Source organism: Microcoleus sp. B3-D2 (assembly GCF_036705345.1).
In the GTDB taxonomy this organism is placed as follows: domain Bacteria; phylum Cyanobacteriota; class Cyanobacteriia; order Cyanobacteriales; family Microcoleaceae; genus Microcoleus.
The window spans coordinates 45,863-67,148 of record NZ_JAUBUG010000040.1 but is presented as its reverse complement, the minus strand read 5'-3'; the positions used below and the strand labels follow the sequence as shown (position 1 = coordinate 67,148).

Sequence of the window (21,286 nt, the reverse complement as noted above, 5' to 3'; positions counted from 1 at the left end):
TAATTAATCCGAAACATCTCAAAAACTGGTTTACTAATTGCTGCTACTGTACCTCATAACATCCGGAAGTGCTGTATATGCGGTATCGAGCAGGCATAGATTTCGCCGGAGCTAGAGCAGCGCTGAAAGAAAACTCTCCTCTAGCGCAGTACGTTTTGATGGAATATCACGAATTTAGCGTGCTGTTTACATTGCCTTTAACAGTAGCTTGTGCGTGGATTTTGTGGAACTATGGCGACGCAATTTTAGAGAAAAAAAATCGCTAAAACTAGATGAGCTAGCTCTGAAAGTCTACGATCGCATCGATCAAAGTTGGCAAACTAGCCCTACGTTCAATCAAAATCTAGTTTATCGAGTCACTACAAGTCAAGATGGGGCGATCGCCCATTTCGAGCCGCTCAATCAACCAGCCAAGGATTACACAAAAGAAACTCCTTTGCCAAATCTGCTCAAATCTCTCGAAACTAGCAGCAACAATGCAGCACCAGTCGCTAAGTTTACTGTAGTGTTTGCTCCTACTGGAACCTTAGAAGTTAACCCCTAACTCACATACAACATCTATATCCGGTAAGGTGCGCCATCCGCACCTTATCTTTCATTTTTAACTTAAATGTGATATTATAAACAGCGCCCTCTAAGGCATTCTACATCTAAAACAACCAATGAAAGAACTTGACGACAAAAAAACCCAGGAACTGCTATGCACCATCATGGAATGGGAACTAGCAGGTGTCGTGCGCTACACCCACTATTCACTAATGGTGACAGGGCCAAACCGGATTCCCATCGTGCAGTTTTTTAAAGCACAAGCAACGGAATCCTTACTCCACGCCCAACAAGCAGGAGAAATTCTCACCGGTTTAGAGGGGCATCCCAGTCAGAAAATTGCTCCCATCGAAGAAACCTACAAACACTCGGTGAAAGACTTGTTGGAAGAAAGTTTAAATCACGAGAAAAAAGCGCTGAAAAAGTATAAATCTTTACTTGAAGTCGTGGGCGGCTCCAGCGTTTATTTGGAAGAATATGCCCGCAATCTAATTGGGCAAGAAGAATTGCACCAAGTAGAACTGAAAAAAATGCTGCGTGATTATAGTTGATTTAATGATTAGTTAGTTGTTATTGGTTATTGGTTATTGCTTATGAGTTAGTTGTTATTTCCAATGACCAGTGACCAATGCACTCTCCCCCATGCCCCATAATTATAAAAAATGAATTTTATTGAAGCGGTACCGACTTTTGTAATTACCCTGCGCGAAGGCGTAGAAGCCGCCTTAGTCGTCGGAATTGTACTAGCTTGCCTCAAAAAAGCCGAGCAAAGTCACCTCAATTCTTGGGTTTATGCAGGTGTCGCAGCCGGCATTGCTGCTAGCGGTTTTGTGGGTGTTTTATTCAATGGATTGCTGGCAGCACTATCAACATCAGAGCAGGCTTACGCACCAGTAATTAAACAGCTATTAGAGGGCGTGTTGGGCATGGTGGCGATCGCAATGCTAAGCTGGATGCTAATTTGGATGACTCAGCAAGCGCGCTTTCTCAAAGCAGAAGTTGAAGGAGCAGTTACAGCAGCTTTGACAGAAAATAGCCATGCCGGCTGGGGCGTATTTGGCTTAATTTTTATTGCGGTACTGCGCGAAGGTTTTGAAACAGTTATATTTGTCAGCGCTCAGTTTCAACAAGGTTTGAGTCCCGCTTTGGGATCTTTGGGCGGTTTGACTGGGGCGGCAATCATTGGCGCGCTACTGTTCAAGTGGGGTGTCAAAATTGATATCCGCCTGTTTTTCAAGTTTATGGGGATTTTGTTGCTGTTAATCGTGGCAGGTTTGGCAGTATCTGCACTCAAACATTTTGACCAAGCCGCTGGGATTTTGTCGCAGATGAATAGCAAGTATGCAGCGATTTGTGTTTATTACGATCGCCTCGCACCAGTGCACTCTTGTATTTTAGGCCCGATGGTGTGGAATGCAGCGGGAATTTTGCCCGATCGGCAATTTCCAGGAGTGCTTCTCAAAGCACTGTTTGGATACAGAGATCGACTTTATCTCGTCCAAGCAGCGGCTTACACAATATTCTTAGCCACCATCGGCGGTCTTTATTTCCAAAAATTAGGATCTAAGGCGACTCTTCCCAACAAAAATACTCAGCCAGATCGATCGCAAACTCGCCCTCAGTAGGTATGCAAGCGGTTGTTATCGGTTGTTTTGCTGATTCTAGGGCGAGACAACAATTAGCCCCACAGGCAAAAAAATGACCAAAAATTGTCAGCTTGCGGAATTGATTATTTGACTTTTATATGATATCATTTAATGATTGCAATATTGTTTATTCAAGTTATAAATACTTATATTACTATTATTTAATAATACCGTCAATACCCCAACAAAGCAAGCCCTATTCCCTAAAAAAACACAAAAATTTTATAAGCAAAATTAACTAACTTAAAAAATTTACAGTTAACGGTTGACAGGGTTATGCAAAACGCGGACTACCGTTAGGGCGATGCTGTGAAGCCCCAGGCGCACAGTGCAAAAGTTAAGGCTGTTCTTGCCGACCAAAAATCTGCCCCCAGCAAGATTTTGGGTCAACAGTTTTCTGATATGTGCTCCTAGGGCTTATAATTAGTACAAGAATGTGCGATTCGTTTAGTCGAAATGAGCAGCAATACTCAAGGATGGCTAGTATGGCTCCTAAGTCATAACAACTAAATACACATCTGGGTGCAGGTCATCCTTAGTCCCAGTCCGCAAGTGCAGCGGTAAAAGCATATCCCCTATCTTGTTAGGTAGCAACTAAAAGGATAAAGCGGGGATAAAAAGCAGACTACTGGTAGCCGAAACTGGTAACTGTCGAGCAAGAGTTCATGTGTAGCGAAAGCAAAGATGTGTCTGAACCATCGTTAAATAAGATGGTCTAACGGCTAAATCAGAATAAAACCGTTGAAAAAACGCGGTAAAGACTGATAAAGACCAAGCCAAAAGGCAAGGATAGGGCGTAGGCGATTGTTTCTTTCGACCTACAAGCACTGCCTATAAACCCGGTGGATAGCATCACACTACAAACTCAATCAATGTGTATTTGGAACGAAGTAACTCTCATATATCTCTGAAATCAGGTGAATTATCAGTAAGTAGCTAACGAATGATATACGAGAGAAGGATTGTATCAAAAGCCAATGCCCTGTTGTAATGACAGAGATATGCAGACGGATACACGGTAACTTCAAGGATAGGAACCTAGTAGCAATGAATAAGTCTAAAACGCAGGACAACCTGACGGTGGAATGGAATCAAATCAATTGGCGAAGAGCTGAAAGATTGACATTTAAGTTGCAAAAACGTATCTATCGAGCAAGTGAGCGTGGCGATGTTAAAGCAGTTCGGAAGCTTCAGAAGACCTTGATTAATTCATGGTCTAATAAGGTTTTAGCGGTACGACGGGTCACGCAAGACAATACTGGTAAGCGTACAGCAGGTGTGGACGGTATTAAATTACTATCCCCAAAGCAACGAATTAAGCTAGTAAGTCAACTCAAAGCAACTGGCAAATCACAACCTACACGTAGGATAATGATACCAAAACCAGGAACTAATGAGTCCAGACCATTAGGCATACCCACAATGTACGACCGCGCCCTACAAGCAGTTGTGAAAGCAGCTCTTGAACCAGAATGGGAAGCAAAATTCGAGCCAAACTCATATGGTTTTAGACCAGGTAGGTCATGTCACGATGCGATTGGAGCTATTTTTGACAGTATCAGATACAAAGCTAAATATGTACTAGACGCTGATATTGCCAAATGCTTTGACTGCATTAATCACAAAGCATTACTTGACAAAATCAATACCTATCCACGACTCCGAAAACAAATTAAGTCGTGGCTTAAAAGTGGGGTATTAGACCAAGGTGAAATCTTTCCGACCATTGAAGGTACGCCACAAGGAGGGGTCATTTCCCCGCTATTGGCTAACATAGCCCTTCACCGAATGGAAGAACGGGTTAAACAATTCGTAGGAACTTCTGTTAACCAACAAAGGGCAATCAGTTTAATCCGATACGCCGATGATTTTGTGATTATTCACAAAGACATTGAAGTAATAATAGCCTGTCAAAAGATAATTGCAGATTGGTTAAGTGATTTTGGCTTAGAATTAAAACCAAGTAAAACAAAATTAACCCACACCCTCAACGAATATAATGGAAATGTTGGGTTTGAGTTTTTAGGATTTCACGTACAACAACATCAGGTAGGTAACTACCGAAGTGCCAAAAATACAAAAGGAATACCACTTGGTTTTAAGACATTAATTACTCCGTCCAAGCTAAAAATCAAAGCTCATCTGGAAAAAATTGGAGAAGTAATAGATACACACAACACCGCCCCTCAAGCTGCTTTAATCAGTCGGCTGAATCCAATAATTAGGGGATGGTCAAACTACTACTCTACAGTAGTAAGTAAGGAAACCTTTAAAAAGGTTGACAGTCTTACTTACGACAAACTACGAGCCTGGGCTAGAAGACGGGGAAAAGGTAGCATCAATAAAGACAAATACTGGAGAACAGTAGGTGACAGAAATTGGTGTTTCAGCACAGAAAAAGGCTTAGAATTAGCTCAACACTCAGCAACGCCTATTGTAAGGCACGTCAAGGTGAAGGGCAATTCAACACCTTATGATGGTGACTGGATTTATTGGAGCAAGAGACGCGGAGAATACCCCGAAACACCAACAAGAGTGGCAACACTCCTGAAGACACAAAAAGGTAAATGCACCCACTGTGGTCTGTACTTCACACCTACAGACACTGTAGAAGTTGACCATATCCAACCCCGCTCACTAGGCGGTAAGGATGAGTATAAAAACCTCCAACTTCTGCACAAGCATTGTCACGACACAAAAACGGAAAATGACGGTTCCTTATCAAGAACCAGTGTAACACCGTTTTGAGTTGTATCCTTAACAAAGGATGAAGATATCGAGGAGCCGGATGAGGCGAAAGTTTCATGTCCGGTTCTGAAGGAGAGGTAGGGGTAGAAATGCCCCTATCGACTCTAACATTTACAGAGCCCCGAAAGTTCTTAATCAACCTTATAATCCTTACATGAAGCTTAAAATTAAAAAATTGTTCGTTAAAGTTACCTGGAACCCCCAGAAGGCTGTAGGATCTGCCATTCGGTTAGCGGTGAGATAAATAATGATGCCCCGGATACTTGTTATTGATGATGACGCGGCGATCGCCGAACTCGTAGCCGTCAACCTAGAAATGGCTGGCTATGAAGTCACCCAGGCAGAAGACGGCATCAAAGGTCAGGCACTAGCCATACAACTGCTCCCCGACCTGATCATGCTAGACCTCATGCTGCCTAGAGTAGACGGATTCACCGTATGTCAGCGTTTGCGGCGTGACGAGCGCACCTCAGACATTCCCGTCTTGATGTTGACAGCCTTAAGTCAAACTCAAGACAAAGTAGAAGGCTTCAACTCCGGCGCCGACGACTACCTGACCAAACCCTTTGAACTAGAAGAGATGCTAGCCCGAGTGCGAGCTCTACTAAGGCGCACAGACCGCATCCCCCAAGCTGCCAAACACTCCGAAATTCTGAATTACGGCCCGCTGACGCTTGTCCCCGAAAGGTTTGAAGCTGTTTGGTACGCTCAGACAGTCAAACTGACCCACCTAGAGTTTGAGTTGCTGCACTGCTTGCTTCAGCGCCACGGTCAGACAGTTTCTCCCAGCGAAATTCTCAAAGAAGTGTGGGGTTACGACCCCGACGACGACATCGAAACTATTCGTGTACACATCAGACACCTGAGAACCAAGATGGAACCCGATCCCCGCCATCCTCGGTACATCAAAACCGTATACGGGGCCGGTTATTGCCTGGAGTTGCCCAACAACGAGCAAGTAGCTGAAGAAACCAAATCCTCTGCTTGAGCTAGCGCGCCAGATGCAACAAGCAGTTAAAAATTCCGCTAGAAAAGCCTGAGAGCATTTGCTCTCAGGCTTGGTTGTTTGGAGTTTGAGATGAATATGTCAACAAAGAGGCATTAACTCTCTTGATTCGGAAAAAACAATGGCGCACCCCCCTCTAACCGTACTTTTAGAGAAGCTTGTCCATAGGAAAGTACCGGATTTCTTTTCCCACCTTGTCTTTTCCGAGAGGATTGGATAGCTACTTAAACAATACTCTAGCCATAATACTCTTTAATAATATTATTTATCAATAAATTTAGAAGTATTCCTTTAGCTGCTATTTTTGCTAACGAGAGACCAAACTCTGCTAAAGCGCCAAAAACAGTCATAATCGTGATAGGGCGATGTTTTTTCCTACTGATTTACATACCTGAACTCAAATCAGTGAAAATTTTTCTCAAATACCCCTTGACGAAACTACTAAAATTGTTGATTATCTATATCAATAACCTGCTATCGCTTAAAACTCCCCTGACATCTTTCTCAAGAGGTAAATGGCCGTGACCAGCATGGCAAAAAAATCCTTCTTCGCCGTTAGGGCGATTCACCTAATCAGCTCAGCCTTTCTAGGCTTCGGCGACATCTTTCACTCCCTCAAAGGGCCAGCAACCCTCGAAGCAAGAACTTCTTTCTTTGGCTACACATGGGAAGACGCAGACAAAATGACCACCCTCTTGGGCATCAGCCTAGTTTTGCTGGGTGTCGCTACCTTCTTGTTGGTACCCAAAGCTATGTATTTCGGTGGTTTATGAGTTTAGCTGACGGATATTCCCTAGTAGGAGCAGTTGCTGTGTGGATTCGGTTGCAGGAAAAAGAGTTGACACGGCTGACGGGTTTGCTGACGACGCTGGCATTGATTTTGATTGGGGCGATCGCCCTTTGTGTTGGCGATCGACAAAATCTGGAAAAAGACAAGTCATTCTATTGGCATAAAACTCCCGAACCTGGGAGTTTATTCCCGAGTGGTTTTGTCATCGGTGACACCTCTGCAGCTTTTCTCGGCTATTTGCTGCTAGAAAATATTTCTCCTATAGATGCCATTGTTCGAGGTTTTGTCAATTAACTACTCTGCTGGCGGTTGACATCGGTCGAGCGCAAGCCCGGAGAATTAGGAATTGCGAAACAGACTTTCATCCGCCGACTTGCTGAAAACCTTTTGTCGCTGTTACAGCGCAGTTACACACAGAAAATCGATGGTGCAATTCCTATTTTTTACCTACAAACGCCGTTCAGATTTCGGTCAACCTTGAGCAATAACCGTATGACTGTCTTTTTCTAAAATTTATGTATCGCCACTTTGATTATTTTTGTGGAGTCTGTCCGTAACATTGCCAGAAGGAGCGCATCAAATCAAGCGCTTGTATCCAATTCATTGTTATTGGGATTTTTTTACGACGGACTACCGCCTCAAATTTACAGTGCGCCCGTGCGTTGCTTGTACTGAAGATGCGATCGGTTGCACTGACTTTGACCCTAAGAATTGTTTTACCAATGCTTATCAGCAACATTACTAGAAACTTCACAAAAATTACGCATAAATACCGAAAACTACTTTTTTAGTTCCACTTTTAGCAAGGGGGATAGATGGCTAGCAGATTACCCTTAACTAAAGGGGAAGTCTAGAATTAGATGGATTATCACGGAAAATACACTTTAGGAGAATCTAAAAAAGAGCGCGAATAAATAACAGATAATCCACTAGAAGCCTCGTTCAAGTTTTTTATTTTTTGCGACATGAATTTATACAGTGCTAACTCACTCAAAGTCGAACTAAACCAGAGAGGCTGCCGCCTTACTCCCCAGCGAGAAACTATTTTGAGTGTCTTTCAAAATCTGCCACAAGGCAATCATTTAAGTGCGGAAGAGTTATACAGGACTTTGCAGAATAAAGGAGAACGAATAGGCTTGTCTACTGTCTACCGAACCCTGCATTTATTAGCAAGAATTGGAATTTTGCGTGAACTAGAATTAGCAGAAGGGCACAAACATTACGAACAGAATTTTCCCGAATTGCATCACCACCACCACCTGGTTTGCATTCAGTGTCACAAAACCTTTGAATTTAGCGATGAATCCATTTTAAGAATTGGCAAAAAGCAAGTTGAAAAAGCTGGGGTCGAACTGCTTGACTGTCAATTAACTGTGCGAGCTGTTTGTTTGGAAGCGCTGCGGGAGGGATGGCCTTCTTTGGTACCCAGCAATTGGTTGTGTCCCCGATATCATTCAGAAATTGATGAGGAAATTAGTTGATTGGGATGAAATACACTTCGGTAATGGGGAATTGGTAATTGGTAATTGGCCACTCTTGAACTCAGGTATGGCAATAGGGTTGCAAGGAATGCTAGCGAAGTGATTCTTAGGAAAGCAATCTCACGCATTCAAAACCCCTTCTGCTTAGTAGCATGGGAAGGAATGTTAAGGAAGGTTAGCGAAGCAATTATTAGAAAAGTAATGTCACGCATTTAAAAATGGTCGCCTTTCCCTTCCCCTTCCGTCAAGCAACCTCAGAATCGCAACGTTGGTGTTCCATCCGAAATATGTTAGCGTACAAACTAGCAACAATCTGTTTACCTTCCTGCGTCAACTGCAAGTAACCGAGAGATTCACTGATGTGAGGATAAATGCCGGTCCAGTAAAACTTAGAGTAGCTTTGCAGCAAGTCGCCCGGATGTCGATAGCCCAAAATTTTAGTAGCACCGCTTTCTTCCAACTCGTAAAACAGCGCGCCAATTTTCTGCAAATATTGTGGGTTGCTGAGCTGACCTATCAAGTCAGCACCGCGCACTAAACTAGAGTAATTAAGTGCATCCTCGTCAGTGTTACCGTCAAGCACCGAGAAACGAGTCTGTTCTATGTTCTGCTTAATTATCTCAGCATTAATTAGCTTGTGGTTGCCGAAGCGCTCGTCAATGAACAATTTAGCTCTGTCAACTCGGTAAGGAGCTAAGCTAGCCGCTGTTGCACCGGGAGCAAGTGCAATTCTCATGCCATCTTTTCCAGTAGCATACAATCCTTCTGATTCTTGGTCTTGCCGGCAAACTCCTTTGACATATCCGATGTCTTGGCACAGCAAAGAAATGATGAAGTGCAGCCAATCTTCGCAGGAAACTCCGCCCTTGCGAATGTGTTTTCCCCGCAAGATTTCTTGACCGACTAAGCTAATGCAAATGGCGTGTTCTACATTGTGATAAAGAGCGTCGCTGTTAGCGATGTTTTCTAACGCCATTGCCCCCACCCAGGCAATAATGTCAGCATAGTCTGATTTGTAGCCTCCGTAAGTGCGGCTGTACCCGTTCTGAAGTTGTTCGATGAAAGCCTCGATCAGCAGTTCTGTAGAATTAAACATATCCTATCCTTTTACCTTAATATTGCCTTTCAAGAACGGTGCATCTATTGGGGAGTAGTCTAATTTTATGGATGAGATTTGAACTCACAACTCCTGCACCCCGTGTGTGTTGTGCTCTGTGGGTGGCAATCTCAAAACTCATTGACGCAGCTACGCCCGGGGAGTCACTAAGCAATCTCGCGCCCTGAGTCAAAACTCCCAAGCAACTCAGTCCATCACTGACACCCATCCCCGCCGTACTGCATAGAGCAGCCTGCTGACAATTTTTCGCTCCTCTGAACTTTTTAAACTGTGAGAATTAATTGCGTATTGAATTTGTTGGAACACAGTCCGATCGATCTTACCGGATTTCCAAATGTTCAAGTAAAGTTCGGAAATTTTATATTCAGGAATATAAGCTTTGGTTGTCATCTGCAGTCAACTCAATGTATATTTCTTATTGTCCGGCAATTTTAGATAAGTTTATGTGATGTAGATCGGCTATAGACTGTGATGCGATCGCAGGCTGGAGTTAATGCGCCTCTCCTAACAATGGTAATTTGATCGAAAAAGCGATATGGCGAGCTTCATAAATTTTGCTGACGCCTGTGACAATCATCATAGTTGCGCCTAAATTATAGGATGTCACATACCATTCTCCCGTTGCGCTCGCCCCCTCCCAACTTGCAGCCACGAAAGAAGTTCGATCGTCCGCCGTGCAAATTTCTTGCCAAAGAAACTCGCGTCGTGTAGAATATAGAGTCTGGTATCCTCACTTACCCATAGATTTTCATTCATCCCGTCCCCCCAGAGGGGAAGGGACTTTCAGTGCGGATGCAGCCAAATCACTATATTCAGCAAAAAGCTAGAAATGCCGTAACTCATGCCCACTATTCAGCAACTCATCCGTTCAGCACGGGAACAAACGCAGAAAAAAACCAAATCGCCAGCTCTCAAGAGTTGCCCCCAGCGCCGCGGAGTTTGCACCAGAGTGTACACGACCACCCCGAAAAAACCCAACTCGGCGCTGCGGAAGGTGGCTCGGGTACGGCTGACCTCTGGTTTTGAAGTGACAGCCTACATCCCAGGGATCGGTCACAACTTGCAAGAACACTCTGTAGTAATGATCCGGGGCGGTCGGGTAAAAGATTTGCCCGGAGTTAGATACCACATCATTCGCGGTACATTAGACACCGCTGGGGTGAAAGACCGCAAGCAGGGTCGTTCCAAATACGGGGCCAAGCGTCCTAAAGAGAAAAAATAACACGCAGCTCGCCCGATCGTCGAGGTTGAGAAGCAAAAATAAATCCGATCGCGCCGAGCGATTGCACGCTCGATCGTCATAGATCGAGATCTGAGCCCAAAACCCCAAACTCAGTCATTCAAAATCAAAAATCCCAAGTAGAACTATGTCTCGCCGCACAGTTATTCAAAAACGTCCAGTTCCACCAGATCCAACCTACAACAGCCGGTTGGTAAGCATGATGGTGAGACGGATCATGCAGCACGGCAAAAAATCCGTTGCCTCCAGCATCGTCTACGACGCCCTCAAAACCATCCAAGAACGCACAGGGGCTGAACCGTTAGACTTGTTTGAAAAAGCAGTCAAAAACGCGACCCCCCTGGTAGAAGTCAAAGCCCGCCGGGTAGGTGGCGCCACCTACCAAGTGCCGATGGAAGTGCGCTCCGATCGCGGTACCACCCTCGCCCTCCGCTGGCTGATCAGATTTGCCCGCGCCCGCACCGGCCGCTCGATGGCCGCCAAGCTAGCCAACGAACTGATGGATGCAGCTAACGAAACAGGCAGTGCTATTCGCAAGCGCGAAGAAACTCACCGCATGGCTGAAGCTAACAAGGCTTTTGCTCACTACCGCTACTAACTGCAACATCGGGCATGGAGAAGAGCGCGATCGTGCGGTATAAAAGCATCGGGTGAGAAATTGGAAAGTGTAAGTGTTGAGTGTTGAGATTGCTTCTCTTGGCGCAGTTGCGATTCGTGAAGCAAACTCAAAACTCCCAAAATCAAAATTCACGCACTCTCTGAATCCTCCATGTCGCATCCTTAATATTTTTGTAAACAAAATTTGCAAAAAATATTAAAATGTAACAATAAGCTCCAGAGACTTTTGTAAGTCGCTGGGGAGTGCAAAATAGGGTTACTGTGTAGTATAATAGTATTATAACAGCAACACAAGATTAAGGAGGTAGCTGTGGCACGTACCGTCCCGCTAGAAAAAACTCGCAACATCGGCATCGCAGCCCACATCGACGCGGGCAAAACAACAACAACTGAAAGAATTCTGTTCTATTCAGGCATGGTTCACAAAATGGGTGAAGTGCACGAGGGAACAGCAGTCACTGACTGGATGGAGCAAGAGCGGGAGCGGGGAATTACGATTACTGCCGCTGCTATCACCACCAGTTGGAAAGATTACAAAATCAACATCATCGACACTCCCGGACACGTAGACTTCACGATCGAAGTCGAACGCTCGATGCGAGTGCTCGACGGAGTGATCGCAGTGTTCTGCTCGGTAGGGGGAGTGCAGCCGCAATCCGAGACAGTTTGGCGACAAGCCGATCGGTACAAAGTACCGCGGATCGTGTTCGTCAACAAAATGGATCGGATGGGCGCAAACTTCTACAAAGTCTACGCCCAAATTCGCGATCGAATGAGAGCGAACGCCGTACCCATCCAAATCCCGATCGGCAGTGAAGAAAACTTCCGGGGAATTGTAGACTTAGTGCAAATGAAAGCCTATATCTACAACAACGACATGGGAACCGACATCGAGGAAGTAGAAATCCCCGATGAAGTAAAGGATCTAGCCGTAGAATACCGCACCAAGCTGATCGAGTCCGTAGCAGAAACCAACGACGCCCTTACGGAGAAATACCTTGAAGGCGAAGAGTTAACGGAAGACGAAATTCGTGCAGCTTTGCGGACTGGCGCGATATCTGGGACGATCGTCCCCATGTTGTGCGGTTCGGCGTTCAAAAACAAAGGCGTTCAGCTTTTGTTGGATGCAGTGATCGACTACCTGCCGTCGCCCTTGGAAGTTCCCCCAATTCAAGGACTCCTCCCCAACGGCGACACAGCAGAACGATTTGCAGATGACAGCGCCCCCCTGTCAGCCCTGGCATTCAAAATCATGGCTGACCCCTACGGTCGCCTGACCTTTGTTCGCGTCTACTCCGGTATCCTCAAAAAAGGTACCTACGTCCTGAACTCCACCAAAGACAAAAAAGAGCGGGTTTCTCGCCTAATTGTACTCAAAGCGGACGATCGGATAGAAGTTGAGGAACTGCGGGCAGGAGACTTGGGAGCAGCCTTGGGTTTGAAAGACACCTTCACCGGCGACACCCTCTGCGAAGAAGGAGCGCCAGTGATTCTGGAATCTCTGTTTATTCCAGAGCCAGTCATCTCGGTGGCTGTCGAACCCAAAACCAAACAAGACATGGAGAAGCTCTCCAAAGCCCTCCAGTCGCTCTCGGAAGAAGACCCTACCTTCCGAGTCAACGTTGACCCAGAAACCAACCAGACAGTCATCGCCGGCATGGGCGAACTGCACCTGGAAATCCTGGTAGACAGGATGCTGCGCGAATTCAAAGTAGAAGCCAACGTGGGTCAGCCGCAAGTAGCCTACCGCGAAACCATTCGCAAAGCCGTCCGCGCCGAAGGTAAATTTATCCGCCAAAGCGGCGGTAAAGGTCAGTACGGTCACGTCGTGATCGAACTAGAACCTACCGAAGTCGGAAGCGGCTTTGAATTTGTCTCCAAAATTGTCGGCGGCACTGTACCGAAAGAGTACATCGGCCCGGCCGAACAAGGGATGAAAGAAGCCTGCGAATCGGGTATTGTAGCAGGATATCCCGTGATCGACCTCAAAGCTACTATGGTAGACGGGTCTTTCCACGACGTAGACTCTTCGGAAATGGCATTTAAGATCGCCGGCTCAATGGCGATCAAAGAAGCCGTGATGAAGGCTTCGCCTGTGCTGCTAGAGCCTATGATGAAAGTAGAGGTGGAAGTTCCCGAAGATTACATCGGGAACATCATCGGTGACCTCAACTCGCGTCGGGGTCAGATTGAGGGCCAAGAGACGGATCAGGGAATTGCCAAAGTTTCTGTAAAAGTTCCACTAGCAGAAATGTTTGGCTACGCCACTGACATCCGCTCGAAAACCCAAGGTCGGGGCATCTTCACAATGGAATTCAGCCATTACGAAGAAGTGCCGCGAAATGTGGCTGAAGCCATCATCGCTAAGAACAAAGGTAACTAACGATTTTGAATTTTAGATTTTGGATTTTGGATGAAATCCAAAGTCTAAAATCTAAAATGTTAAAATCTAAAATCGCTAAAAGAAACAAGGAACAAATCGAGAATGGCACGCGCAAAATTTGAACGGAATAAACCCCACGTAAACATCGGCACGATCGGTCACGTTGACCACGGCAAAACAACTTTGACCGCCGCGATTACGATGACTCTCTCTGCACTAGGTCAAGCAAAGGCTAAGAACTACGCCGACATCGACGCCGCGCCAGAAGAAAAAGCACGGGGTATTACGATTAATACTGCTCACGTCGAATACGAAACCACAGGTCGGCACTATGCCCACGTAGATTGCCCCGGACACGCTGACTACGTGAAAAACATGATCACCGGTGCCGCTCAAATGGACGGTGGCATCTTAGTGGTATCAGCCGCAGACGGCCCCATGCCTCAAACTCGCGAACACATCCTGCTGGCAAAGCAAGTTGGCGTTCCCAGCTTGGTTGTGTTCTTGAACAAAGAAGACATGGTGGATGATGCTGAACTGTTGGAATTGGTAGAACTGGAAGTTCGCGAACTTTTGAGCTCTTACGATTTTCCGGGCGATGACATCCCCATCGTCACAGGTTCGGGATTGAAAGCTCTCGAAGCGATGCTTGCTAATCCCAAGACTGTCAAGGGCGAAAATGAGTGGGTTGACAAAATTTACAAGCTGATGGAAGAAGTAGATGCTTACATCCCCACCCCAGAACGCGAAGTTGACAAGCCTTTCTTGATGGCAGTTGAAGACGTATTCTCGATTACTGGTCGGGGTACGGTCGCCACTGGTCGGATTGAGCGCGGAACCATCAAAGTCGGCGAAACAGTCGAATTGGTGGGTCTTAAGGATACTCGCAGCACTACAGTGACTGGTGTGGAAATGTTCACCAAGTCTCTGGAAGAAGGTTTGGCCGGCGACAACGTTGGTCTACTGCTGCGGGGGATTTTGAAGGCGGATATTGAACGCGGAATGGTGATTGCCAAGCCGAAAAGCATCATGCCTCACACTCAGTTTGAATCTGAAGTGTACATCCTCAAGAAGGAAGAAGGCGGCCGGCACACGCCCTTTTTCTCTGGATATCGCCCTCAATTCTACGTCCGTACCACTGACGTGACCGGCACGATCGCACAGTTCACCGCTGATGACGGTAGTGAAGCAGAAATGGTGATGCCCGGTGACCGGATCAAAATGACTGTTGAACTGATTCACCCGATCGCGATCGAACAAGGAATGCGCTTCGCTATCCGCGAAGGCGGACGCACCGTTGGCGCCGGCGTTGTTTCCAAAATCCTCAAGTAGGAATCCGATAACAGCTTAAATAGCAGAAAAGCCACCAAATTTAATCAGGCTTTTCTGCTATTTAGTGATTAGTCATTAGTTATGAGTCAGAAGTTAGCAGTTAGCCCGAAAAGAACTGCAAATAGACGACAGACAACAGGCAACAAACAACAAACTGAACCTCGAAAATTCAAGAAACAAAAATGGCAACAATTCAACAGCAAAAAATTCGCATTCGCCTCAAAGCTTTCGATCGCCGAATTCTAGACGCATCCTGCGAAAAGATTGTAGATACAGCAAATCGGACAGCAGCCACAGCGATCGGCCCGATTCCCCTACCGACAAAACGCCGGATTTACTGCTTGCTGCGATCGCCCCACGTAGACAAAGATTCTCGCGAACACTTTGAAACCCGCACGCACCGCCGGATTATCGACATTCACCAGCCATCAGCCAAAACAATTGACGCTTTGATGAAACTGGATTTGCCAGCCGGCGTAGATATCGAAGTCAAGCTGTAGATTGACCTATCTCAAACGCAGAAAGAAGGATCAAAGGGCAGAGCATTTGTTCCTTCTTTTTGCATAAAGTTCCCTAGTCATTACTTATTAGGTATTAGTTATTAGTTAATAATCAACAATAATTTCTGCTCCGGCACGAACTTAAATAATTATTCTTAATTAAGGGGCGATCACTACAAAAACGCTCCTTGAGCAGTCGCTATCATCGCATTCAGCATCACTTAGTTCAGCAAAAAGGTATATTTAGCATTTTGACGAAATAACGCCTTTGTCAAGCTGCCAGCAGGGGCGATCGCGCTCGCTGGCTCAAATCCGCGTCGCAAAAGCCCGATCGCTCCTGCCCCGGAATTGCCTTTAATCAGTTAAAGTAAGAAAAATAAGCGCAAGTACCGTCACTTTTGAGCGACAATGGCATCCTCTTCCTCTGTAGCAGTTCGCGAACTCCCCTTATTTCCGTTGCCGGAAGTGGTTCTATTTCCAGGTAGACCGCTACCGCTGCAAATCTTCGAGTTTCGCTATCGAATCATGATGAATACGATTCTGGAGGGCGATCGGCGTTTCGGTGTACTCATGTGGGACCCCAACCAAAACAAAGTCTCTGCCGTTGGCTGTTGTGCCGAAGTGATTCACTGCCAACGCCTGCCCGACGATCGCATGAAAATTATGACCCTCGGGCAGCAGCGGTTCCGAGTGCTCGACGCAGTTCGGGAAAAACCGTATTTAGTCGGTCTAGTAGAATGGATTGAAGACGAACCGCCGCAAAAAGACCTCAGACCTTTGGGAAAAGATGTCGAACAACTGCTGAGAGATGTAGTTCGCCTCTCCAGCAAATTGATGGATCAGCCGATCGACCTGCCCGAAGACATTCCCAGTTTGCCTACAGAATTGTCCTACTGGGTAGCCAGCTACCTTTACGGGGCAGCGACAGAACAGCAAACTCTTTTAGAATTGCAAGATACTGCTGCGAGATTGGAACGCGAAACCGAAATTTTGACTTCTACTCGCAATCACTTGGCAGCGAGGACTGTACTTAAAGATACCCTCAAGTAGCCAATTTGCCTAGGAAAAAGCACGATCGGTTTGACCTGCATTGAAGAAATAATTACACACAAATCATACCATTTTCGATTTGCGATTTTCGATTGGGAATGAGTTATGAACTAAGAGTTGGGAGATTGCCTGCAGTTCTATTCTTTTTTGGAACTGGTATCTGTTTAATTCTTAACTTCAAACAGGTTCGGATAGGTTCCTTATAGCAGTAACTTGTGTTAGACAATCACGACCAACCGAAACCATACGATGCAGTTAGAGGCGGTCAACTGCCACCTCCTGTGGGCGGTGTAGTGCTCGGCGGACTAGCAGGAGTTAAACATCGGCTGTCTAGTTCTGTCAGCGAACATCGAATCGCCGCCCTGAGAGAGACATTGAATTACGGCGATGCCGGCTTAAAAATAGTCATCAACATTTGTCAAAGCGAAACAGGGCCAGTGCAGCGGGCGGCTTGTGATTTGCTTCGACAAAGGCTGAATTCGATCGCCCGGGAAAAATTACAGGCCTTTGTAGCTTCAAATTCAGATTCCGAAGCTAAGGTAGATAGCACTGAAAAAATATTAAAGCACTCATCCGGTGCAGTCTCAGAAAAAAATTACGATCGGCAAATGTCCGAAGCACAGTTAATATTTGAGACAGTTACGCAGCAAATGCAACCAAATTTGTTGCTCTTAGAAGCACTGGTAGCCTCTGTAGAACGCGAAGAATTTACCAGCGAACTGATGAATCTTTGGGAACTATTAATCTTAGAAATTCAGGAACCTCTCAAAGAACTGCGTCAGGCTGTTGGCAGTGCGATTTCCGCCCAACTGCGGATTCAGTGGCTTTACAATCAAGCTGAATCTCAAGCCAACCAGTGGCAGCAGCGAGCTTTGCTAGCTCTTCAGACACAGGATGAAAATTCAATCCGCCTCGCCGTGGTTGGCAAGCAGGTTCAAGTCGATCGGGCCGCAGAACTAAAAATTGACTTAGACTACCAAACTGTGCGAGTAGAAAATCTCAACCGCAACTTGCTGGCTTTGGAAAGTAAGATTGCTCAAGCTAATTCCAAGAAAGAAATCCTCAAGATGCAGCTTCATTTTGCTAAGGTACAGCAGCAAATAGACTTCACTTTCAGCCAAGTCAATAATATATTTTTTAGTCCTTAGTTGTCGGATTATCTGCGGATATATTGCCTAATCTCATACTTGTCTGATGCAAAACTGTATTGTGCCACTGAAAATTGTTGCCTCATCTCGCTTAGCTCCTTCCCAATTAGCACCGCACAAAAATGCCCCGCTCAAATTAGCACCCCTCAAGTCCGCTCCTCTCAAGTCTGCGCCCTCAAGGTTAGTTTCACACAAAAAAGCGTTTCTCAAGTCGGCTCTCCTCAGACTCGCTCCCCGCAGTTTAGCCTCGCTTAGATTGGCTTTTTGAAGGTTTGTATTGTCCAAGCAAGCATCTATGAGGTTGGCTTCCATCAGGTTTGCCGCGCACAAGCAGGCTCCGCTCAAATTAACACCTATCATTTTGGTGTCGCTCAAGTTGGCGTTTTCCAAGTTTGCTTCAATCAGGTCAGCTCCTGTTAATCTTGCGAAAGTTAGATCTGCTCGGCTCAGGTTAGCTCCATTTAGGTTGGTCATCACCAGACAGGCATTCTTGAGCTTGCCAGCTATTAAGTTGGCCCCCCTTAAGTTTGCCAAAGCAAAATTTATTTCTTTGAGATTCGCGCAGGCTAGATTAATATGAATTAGGAAAGCTTCTCGCAAAGAAGCCTCTTTCAAGTTTGTTTCATGAAAATTTCTTTCTCCGGCTGCGTATCGCTTGAGAAGTTCATCAGCATTCATCTCACCAGCCTCCTAAGTTTTACTTAAAAAGTATAGTACATAAAAAGAAATTATACTACTGACAGCAAGCTGTAGCAACCAAAGATTTTTAAAGTTTCGGTGTGATTTTTTAATTCTTCCAGTGCCGATCGAACAAATGCTTGGCAGGCGTTAGCCTCAACGTCCATAAAGAAAATATATTCTCCCAGCGATCTTTTAGTCGGTCTAGATTCAATCCGACTTAAATTAATACCGCGACTGGCAAATACTTGCAAAGGTTTTACCAATGCTCCCGGCATATTGGCAGGTACGCTAAAAGCTAGTGAGGTATGGGTGCAATTAGACGCTGAAGCATCGAGGATCAACTTAGAAGCAGATTCTGTAATGGATTTAATGGATGAGCGCTCCCCTGGTTCTACGTTGGCGATTTCTCCAAAACTCCTGCTGAGTACCCAAAATCGAGTGTAATTATCGGGATAATCATTAATGGGTTGAGCTAACACTGGCAAATGGTAAAGTTCAGCAGCTCTTGGCGAAGATATCGCTGCTACATTTCTATCTTCCAGATATTGCAATGCTTCCGTGGTAGAATTGGCCGGAATTAATTGAGCTGAGGGAATAAACTGCCCCAACCATACCTGACACTGAGCTAGCGCTTGCGGGTGAGAGTAAACTTTTTGAATCTCGTTAAAATTTTTGGCATTAGACACCAGAGCGTGGGAAATTGGCAAAACTAAGGCGTGTTGAATGCGGAGTTGATCGAGTCGCCACAGTGTATCTAAGGTGACAGTCACACTGCCTTCGATCGAATTTTCAACGGGCACAACTGAATAGTCAACCTGCCCTACGGCCGATGCCTCTAGCGCTTGGGAAATGGTGGAATAAGGACACAGGGTGCATTCCAAGTTAGTTTCTTGGCTCAACCAATTGACATAAGCTAGAGCCGCTGTTTCTGCATTTGTACCAACAGGGCCGAGATGTGCGATCCTCTTCGAGGGCTTCGCTAAGGAAATTTTCATTTAGAGGCAATTTTAGGTTACAAATGTTTGCTTTACTCTCATCAGCTAGGAAGTATGATGAAAAATTAGCGATGTCCCGAAAGCTTTTATCGGTGATTTCTCGGATGACATTGCTGGGGCCGCGACGTATGTCACCTGACTTAGGGCGCGACTTATGTCACCTTAAAAAAGGTGATAGTTTATTAAGATATGCTTAGGAATCCTATATTTTGATATTTTCTCATGTATACCCGCTTTAATTCTTCCCAATCCGTTGAGATCGCCGTACCAGAGGAACGGGTTCCCATTCAACATTATCTGCGCCAGCCGAGGCGACTGGTGAACGCCCTTGTCGATCAAAGTCGCACAGAACAGCTAAGCGATGACTGTTTCCGCCTAAAAATGCGACCGTTACAATTTATGATGCTGAGCCTTCAACCCACAGTAGACATGAGGGTGTGGGCGCAGTCGGACGGCACAATCAATTTGGAGTCCGTCGCCTGCGAAATTCGCGGCGTGGGTTATATCAACGATCGCTTTGCTCTCAATCTCAAAGGACAGCTTTGTGTACACCAAAGCAGCGGCGTAGCGTACTTGAGGGGAAAAGCGGATTTGGAAGTGCAAGTAGAGTTACCGCCGCCGTTTTGGCTGACGCCCAAACCCATTTTAGAAGCAACGGGGAATGCTTTGCTCAAGAGCGTACTGCTGAGCGTCAAACAGCGCTTGATGCACCAGTTGCTCTCGGATTACCGCCGGTGGGCAAGCAGTGAAACTGAGGTAACATCGATCGAGCTCCCCCCAATCTTATCTTTAGAAGGGTGAAATCCTACGAGAGAACGTGTTAATTAATGTATAGGGATAGTTAGGCACAAATCAGGTCACTTACCAAAATATTAGTTAGACGCTCGAATTTTGAACTAGCCCGCACGGATAGATAGCTGCCTGTCAGTCAAGATCGATGTGAGTCAGCCCCCCATGTTCATCGTCTTCGATGATTCCCACGCCCCCAGGCCAAGCAGTTGACCTGTTTTTTGAAACTTCCTCCTTTTGACGGAGATCCTGCTGCGGTGGCTTGATTATTTTGCTCGGTTGATTCGTGGCGGCCACCCCAATCCTGATTTTTGGCCCGGAGTTGCCCAAGCGAATTGTCATCCCGTCCACAACTGACACCTGAGCGATCGGTCTATCATCTACATAAGTGCCGTTAGCACCAAAATTAATAATTTCCCAGCCATTGGCGTGATTCCACAGCTCTACATGGTGGCGGGAAACTACAGCGCTGTAAATAATTACATCATTGTCGTTCGATCGACCGATCCGAACCACCGGTTCTGATTCAAAACACCAACTTTGAACCGCGACAGACTGGATAGGATGTAAAAGAGTTAAGGTAATCACTGATGTTTTGACACTCCACCGCCAGACAGAAACGGGGATACTTCCAGAGAGATTTTTTGGCAGAAAACTGCAAAAAATTTGATTTTTAAAGGCGTCGTCAGTGCGCCATGATTCCCTCGGTGTGCCGTAAAAGTTGAACTTTTGGCTGCTTGAGGCATTTGAACAAACGTTTGATGGTTAGCTTTTGGCGCAGGCGCAAATTTTTGCTGTCCTCGGTAACAACCAAACACGATGTTATTAATCGGGTGAACGTCCCAGTGATTGACAGCGGTATTAACCGCTTGATTAATGTGGTCTGGGAGGGAGCGATTGTTCGCATGGGTGAGCCGCTCAATTCGATCGCCCAAATCACCCTTTTCCCGCTGACGAACCAGAGAATTTAACTCAGACCCGCGCTGGTTGCAGCGCTGATTCGAGTTCTCGAGCGGGCGACAGTCAACGATCGAGGAATCGCGGTTTGTAAAGAAAGAAGTTAACCAATTATTAATGCTGGGGGCTCTAGATAAAATACTTGTTGGTTGTATCAAACAGCATAGGTCTTTTCGAGTTGCTAACATTTTCCTTATTGATGCGATACCTTTAAAATACAATGCTTTGAGCAGCACTGGAATTTTGAGCGACAACACAT

At 45.8% G+C, this 21,286-nt stretch carries 24 protein-coding genes; 17 read left to right on the top strand and 7 right to left on the bottom strand.

All coding sequences use genetic code 11. The annotated features are described in order from the left end of the window. Nucleotides 1-77: 77 nt before the first annotated feature. The 9 genes from QUB14_RS16535 (at nt 78) to QUB14_RS16495 (ending at nt 8,217) form a co-directional block, all read left to right on the top strand. Nucleotides 78-266 carry a hypothetical protein gene (locus QUB14_RS16535; RefSeq protein WP_333218038.1) on the top strand — a complete coding sequence of 63 codons (189 nt, stop codon included), beginning with the start codon at nt 78-80 and terminating at the stop codon, nt 264-266. Continuing rightward, nucleotides 224-544: a hypothetical protein gene (locus QUB14_RS16530; RefSeq protein WP_333218040.1), complete on the top strand. Its 321-nt coding sequence runs from the start codon at nt 224-226 to the stop codon at nt 542-544. The genes QUB14_RS16535 and QUB14_RS16530 overlap by 43 nt, the downstream gene beginning before the upstream one ends. A 118-nt stretch (nt 545-662) precedes the next feature. Next, nucleotides 663-1,097 (top strand): ferritin-like domain-containing protein, encoded by a 435-nt coding sequence (locus QUB14_RS16525; RefSeq protein ID WP_006632205.1) that lies wholly within the window; start codon nt 663-665, stop codon nt 1,095-1,097. Between the two features lie 111 nt (nt 1,098-1,208). Then, nucleotides 1,209-2,171, top strand: a complete 963-nt coding sequence (locus QUB14_RS16520) for an FTR1 family protein (RefSeq protein ID WP_333218042.1) — start codon at nt 1,209-1,211, stop codon at nt 2,169-2,171. A 1,068-nt stretch (nt 2,172-3,239) separates the two neighbouring features. Continuing rightward, the gene (gene ltrA / locus QUB14_RS16515; protein ID WP_333218043.1) at nt 3,240-4,940 is read left to right on the top strand and encodes a group II intron reverse transcriptase/maturase; all 1,701 of its coding nucleotides are present in this window, start codon (nt 3,240-3,242) and stop codon (nt 4,938-4,940) included. Between the two features lie 250 nt (nt 4,941-5,190). Further along, the gene (locus QUB14_RS16510) at nt 5,191-5,928 is read left to right on the top strand and encodes a response regulator transcription factor (RefSeq protein WP_039886887.1); all 738 of its coding nucleotides are present in this window, start codon (nt 5,191-5,193) and stop codon (nt 5,926-5,928) included. Between the two features lie 533 nt (nt 5,929-6,461). Next, nucleotides 6,462-6,719 (top strand): hypothetical protein, encoded by a 258-nt coding sequence (locus QUB14_RS16505; protein ID WP_333218044.1) that lies wholly within the window; start codon nt 6,462-6,464, stop codon nt 6,717-6,719. Then, nucleotides 6,716-7,030 carry a photosystem I reaction center subunit XI gene (locus QUB14_RS16500; protein WP_333218046.1) on the top strand — a complete coding sequence of 105 codons (315 nt, stop codon included), beginning with the start codon at nt 6,716-6,718 and terminating at the stop codon, nt 7,028-7,030. Before QUB14_RS16505 ends, QUB14_RS16500 begins: the two co-directional genes overlap by 4 nt. Before the next feature lie 671 nt (nt 7,031-7,701). Next, nucleotides 7,702-8,217, top strand: a complete 516-nt coding sequence (locus QUB14_RS16495) for a transcriptional repressor (RefSeq protein WP_333218048.1) — start codon at nt 7,702-7,704, stop codon at nt 8,215-8,217. 244 nt (nt 8,218-8,461) lie between these two features. Here the strand turns inward: QUB14_RS16495 and QUB14_RS16490 are convergent, their stop codons facing one another. The 3 genes from QUB14_RS16490 to QUB14_RS16480 form a co-directional block, all read right to left on the bottom strand. Further along, the gene (locus QUB14_RS16490; protein ID WP_333218050.1) at nt 8,462-9,313 is read right to left on the bottom strand and encodes an Npun_R2479 family HD domain-containing metalloprotein; all 852 of its coding nucleotides are present in this window, start codon (nt 9,311-9,313) and stop codon (nt 8,462-8,464) included. Between the two features lie 207 nt (nt 9,314-9,520). Continuing rightward, nucleotides 9,521-9,724, bottom strand: coding sequence for a hypothetical protein (locus tag QUB14_RS16485; RefSeq protein WP_015174049.1), 204 nt, complete (start codon nt 9,722-9,724; stop codon nt 9,521-9,523). Between the two features lie 213 nt (nt 9,725-9,937). Beyond that, complete coding sequence (locus QUB14_RS16480) at nt 9,938-10,090, bottom strand: hypothetical protein (RefSeq protein ID WP_333218053.1); 153 nt, start codon at nt 10,088-10,090, stop codon at nt 9,938-9,940. An 85-nt stretch (nt 10,091-10,175) separates the two neighbouring features. On the opposite strand from QUB14_RS16480, the gene rpsL reads away from it, so the two are divergent. The 7 genes from rpsL to QUB14_RS16445 all read left to right on the top strand — a co-directional run bounded on the left by rpsL (nt 10,176) and on the right by QUB14_RS16445 (nt 17,605). After that, the gene (gene rpsL, locus QUB14_RS16475) at nt 10,176-10,556 is read left to right on the top strand and encodes a 30S ribosomal protein S12 (RefSeq protein WP_006632197.1); all 381 of its coding nucleotides are present in this window, start codon (nt 10,176-10,178) and stop codon (nt 10,554-10,556) included. 145 nt (nt 10,557-10,701) lie between these two features. Beyond that, on the top strand, nt 10,702-11,172 hold the full coding sequence (gene rpsG / locus QUB14_RS16470) for a 30S ribosomal protein S7 (RefSeq protein WP_006632196.1): 471 nt from the start codon (nt 10,702-10,704) through the stop codon (nt 11,170-11,172). 330 nt (nt 11,173-11,502) lie between these two features. After that, the gene (fusA, locus tag QUB14_RS16465; protein WP_190660864.1) at nt 11,503-13,575 is read left to right on the top strand and encodes an elongation factor G; all 2,073 of its coding nucleotides are present in this window, start codon (nt 11,503-11,505) and stop codon (nt 13,573-13,575) included. 102 nt (nt 13,576-13,677) lie between these two features. Continuing rightward, entirely contained in the window at nt 13,678-14,907 is a 1,230-nt protein-coding gene (tuf, locus tag QUB14_RS16460) for an elongation factor Tu (RefSeq protein ID WP_190660866.1), read from the top strand. A 182-nt stretch (nt 14,908-15,089) separates the two neighbouring features. Continuing rightward, entirely contained in the window at nt 15,090-15,407 is a 318-nt protein-coding gene (gene rpsJ, locus QUB14_RS16455) for a 30S ribosomal protein S10 (protein WP_006632193.1), read from the top strand. Between the two features lie 408 nt (nt 15,408-15,815). Next, on the top strand, nt 15,816-16,457 hold the full coding sequence (locus tag QUB14_RS16450) for an LON peptidase substrate-binding domain-containing protein (protein ID WP_006632192.1): 642 nt from the start codon (nt 15,816-15,818) through the stop codon (nt 16,455-16,457). Nucleotides 16,458-16,672: 215 nt separating this feature from the next. After that, nucleotides 16,673-17,605, top strand: a complete 933-nt coding sequence (locus QUB14_RS16445; protein ID WP_333218055.1) for a PspA/IM30 family protein — start codon at nt 16,673-16,675, stop codon at nt 17,603-17,605. 33 nt (nt 17,606-17,638) lie between these two features. On the opposite strand, the gene QUB14_RS16440 is transcribed toward QUB14_RS16445, so the two are convergent. Together QUB14_RS16440 and pheA are read right to left on the bottom strand one after the other, a co-directional pair. Next, nucleotides 17,639-18,283: a pentapeptide repeat-containing protein gene (locus tag QUB14_RS16440; RefSeq protein WP_333218057.1), complete on the bottom strand. Its 645-nt coding sequence runs from the start codon at nt 18,281-18,283 to the stop codon at nt 17,639-17,641. A gap of 50 nt (nt 18,284-18,333) precedes the next feature. Continuing rightward, on the bottom strand, nt 18,334-19,281 hold the full coding sequence (gene pheA, locus QUB14_RS16435; protein WP_333218058.1) for a prephenate dehydratase: 948 nt from the start codon (nt 19,279-19,281) through the stop codon (nt 18,334-18,336). Nucleotides 19,282-19,503: 222 nt separating this feature from the next. On the opposite strand from pheA, the gene QUB14_RS16430 reads away from it, so the two are divergent. Next, entirely contained in the window at nt 19,504-20,082 is a 579-nt protein-coding gene (locus QUB14_RS16430; RefSeq protein ID WP_333218059.1) for a DUF1997 domain-containing protein, read from the top strand. A gap of 123 nt (nt 20,083-20,205) precedes the next feature. Here QUB14_RS16430 and QUB14_RS16425 read toward each other — a convergent pair whose 3' ends face one another. Together QUB14_RS16425 and QUB14_RS16420 are read right to left on the bottom strand one after the other, a co-directional pair. Beyond that, nucleotides 20,206-20,658, bottom strand: coding sequence for an FHA domain-containing protein (locus QUB14_RS16425; RefSeq protein ID WP_333218061.1), 453 nt, complete (start codon nt 20,656-20,658; stop codon nt 20,206-20,208). Further along, complete coding sequence (locus QUB14_RS16420) at nt 20,655-21,215, bottom strand: hypothetical protein (protein ID WP_333218063.1); 561 nt, start codon at nt 21,213-21,215, stop codon at nt 20,655-20,657. Before QUB14_RS16420 ends, QUB14_RS16425 begins: the two co-directional genes overlap by 4 nt. Between the last annotated feature and the right edge of the window lie 71 nt (nt 21,216-21,286).

Coding starts and splice junctions, on each gene's coding strand:
- QUB14_RS16535 (WP_333218038.1), top strand. CDS start 78: ATGCGGTATCGAGCAGGCATAGATTTCGCCGGAGCTAGAGCAGCGCTG.
- QUB14_RS16525 (WP_006632205.1), top strand. CDS start 663: ATGAAAGAACTTGACGACAAAAAAACCCAGGAACTGCTATGCACCATC.
- QUB14_RS16520 (WP_333218042.1), top strand. CDS start 1,209: ATGAATTTTATTGAAGCGGTACCGACTTTTGTAATTACCCTGCGCGAA.
- ltrA (WP_333218043.1), top strand. CDS start 3,240: ATGAATAAGTCTAAAACGCAGGACAACCTGACGGTGGAATGGAATCAA.
- QUB14_RS16510 (WP_039886887.1), top strand. CDS start 5,191: ATGCCCCGGATACTTGTTATTGATGATGACGCGGCGATCGCCGAACTC.
- QUB14_RS16505 (WP_333218044.1), top strand. CDS start 6,462: ATGGCCGTGACCAGCATGGCAAAAAAATCCTTCTTCGCCGTTAGGGCG.
- QUB14_RS16500 (WP_333218046.1), top strand. CDS start 6,716: ATGAGTTTAGCTGACGGATATTCCCTAGTAGGAGCAGTTGCTGTGTGG.
- QUB14_RS16495 (WP_333218048.1), top strand. CDS start 7,702: ATGAATTTATACAGTGCTAACTCACTCAAAGTCGAACTAAACCAGAGA.
- QUB14_RS16490 (WP_333218050.1), bottom strand. CDS start 9,313: ATGTTTAATTCTACAGAACTGCTGATCGAGGCTTTCATCGAACAACTT.
- QUB14_RS16485 (WP_015174049.1), bottom strand. CDS start 9,724: ATGACAACCAAAGCTTATATTCCTGAATATAAAATTTCCGAACTTTAC.
- QUB14_RS16480 (WP_333218053.1), bottom strand. CDS start 10,090: ATGAATGAAAATCTATGGGTAAGTGAGGATACCAGACTCTATATTCTA.
- rpsL (WP_006632197.1), top strand. CDS start 10,176: ATGCCCACTATTCAGCAACTCATCCGTTCAGCACGGGAACAAACGCAG.
- rpsG (WP_006632196.1), top strand. CDS start 10,702: ATGTCTCGCCGCACAGTTATTCAAAAACGTCCAGTTCCACCAGATCCA.
- tuf (WP_190660866.1), top strand. CDS start 13,678: ATGGCACGCGCAAAATTTGAACGGAATAAACCCCACGTAAACATCGGC.
- rpsJ (WP_006632193.1), top strand. CDS start 15,090: ATGGCAACAATTCAACAGCAAAAAATTCGCATTCGCCTCAAAGCTTTC.
- QUB14_RS16450 (WP_006632192.1), top strand. CDS start 15,816: ATGGCATCCTCTTCCTCTGTAGCAGTTCGCGAACTCCCCTTATTTCCG.
- QUB14_RS16440 (WP_333218057.1), bottom strand. CDS start 18,283: ATGAATGCTGATGAACTTCTCAAGCGATACGCAGCCGGAGAAAGAAAT.
- pheA (WP_333218058.1), bottom strand. CDS start 19,281: ATGAAAATTTCCTTAGCGAAGCCCTCGAAGAGGATCGCACATCTCGGC.
- QUB14_RS16430 (WP_333218059.1), top strand. CDS start 19,504: ATGTATACCCGCTTTAATTCTTCCCAATCCGTTGAGATCGCCGTACCA.
- QUB14_RS16420 (WP_333218063.1), bottom strand. CDS start 21,215: ATGTTAGCAACTCGAAAAGACCTATGCTGTTTGATACAACCAACAAGT.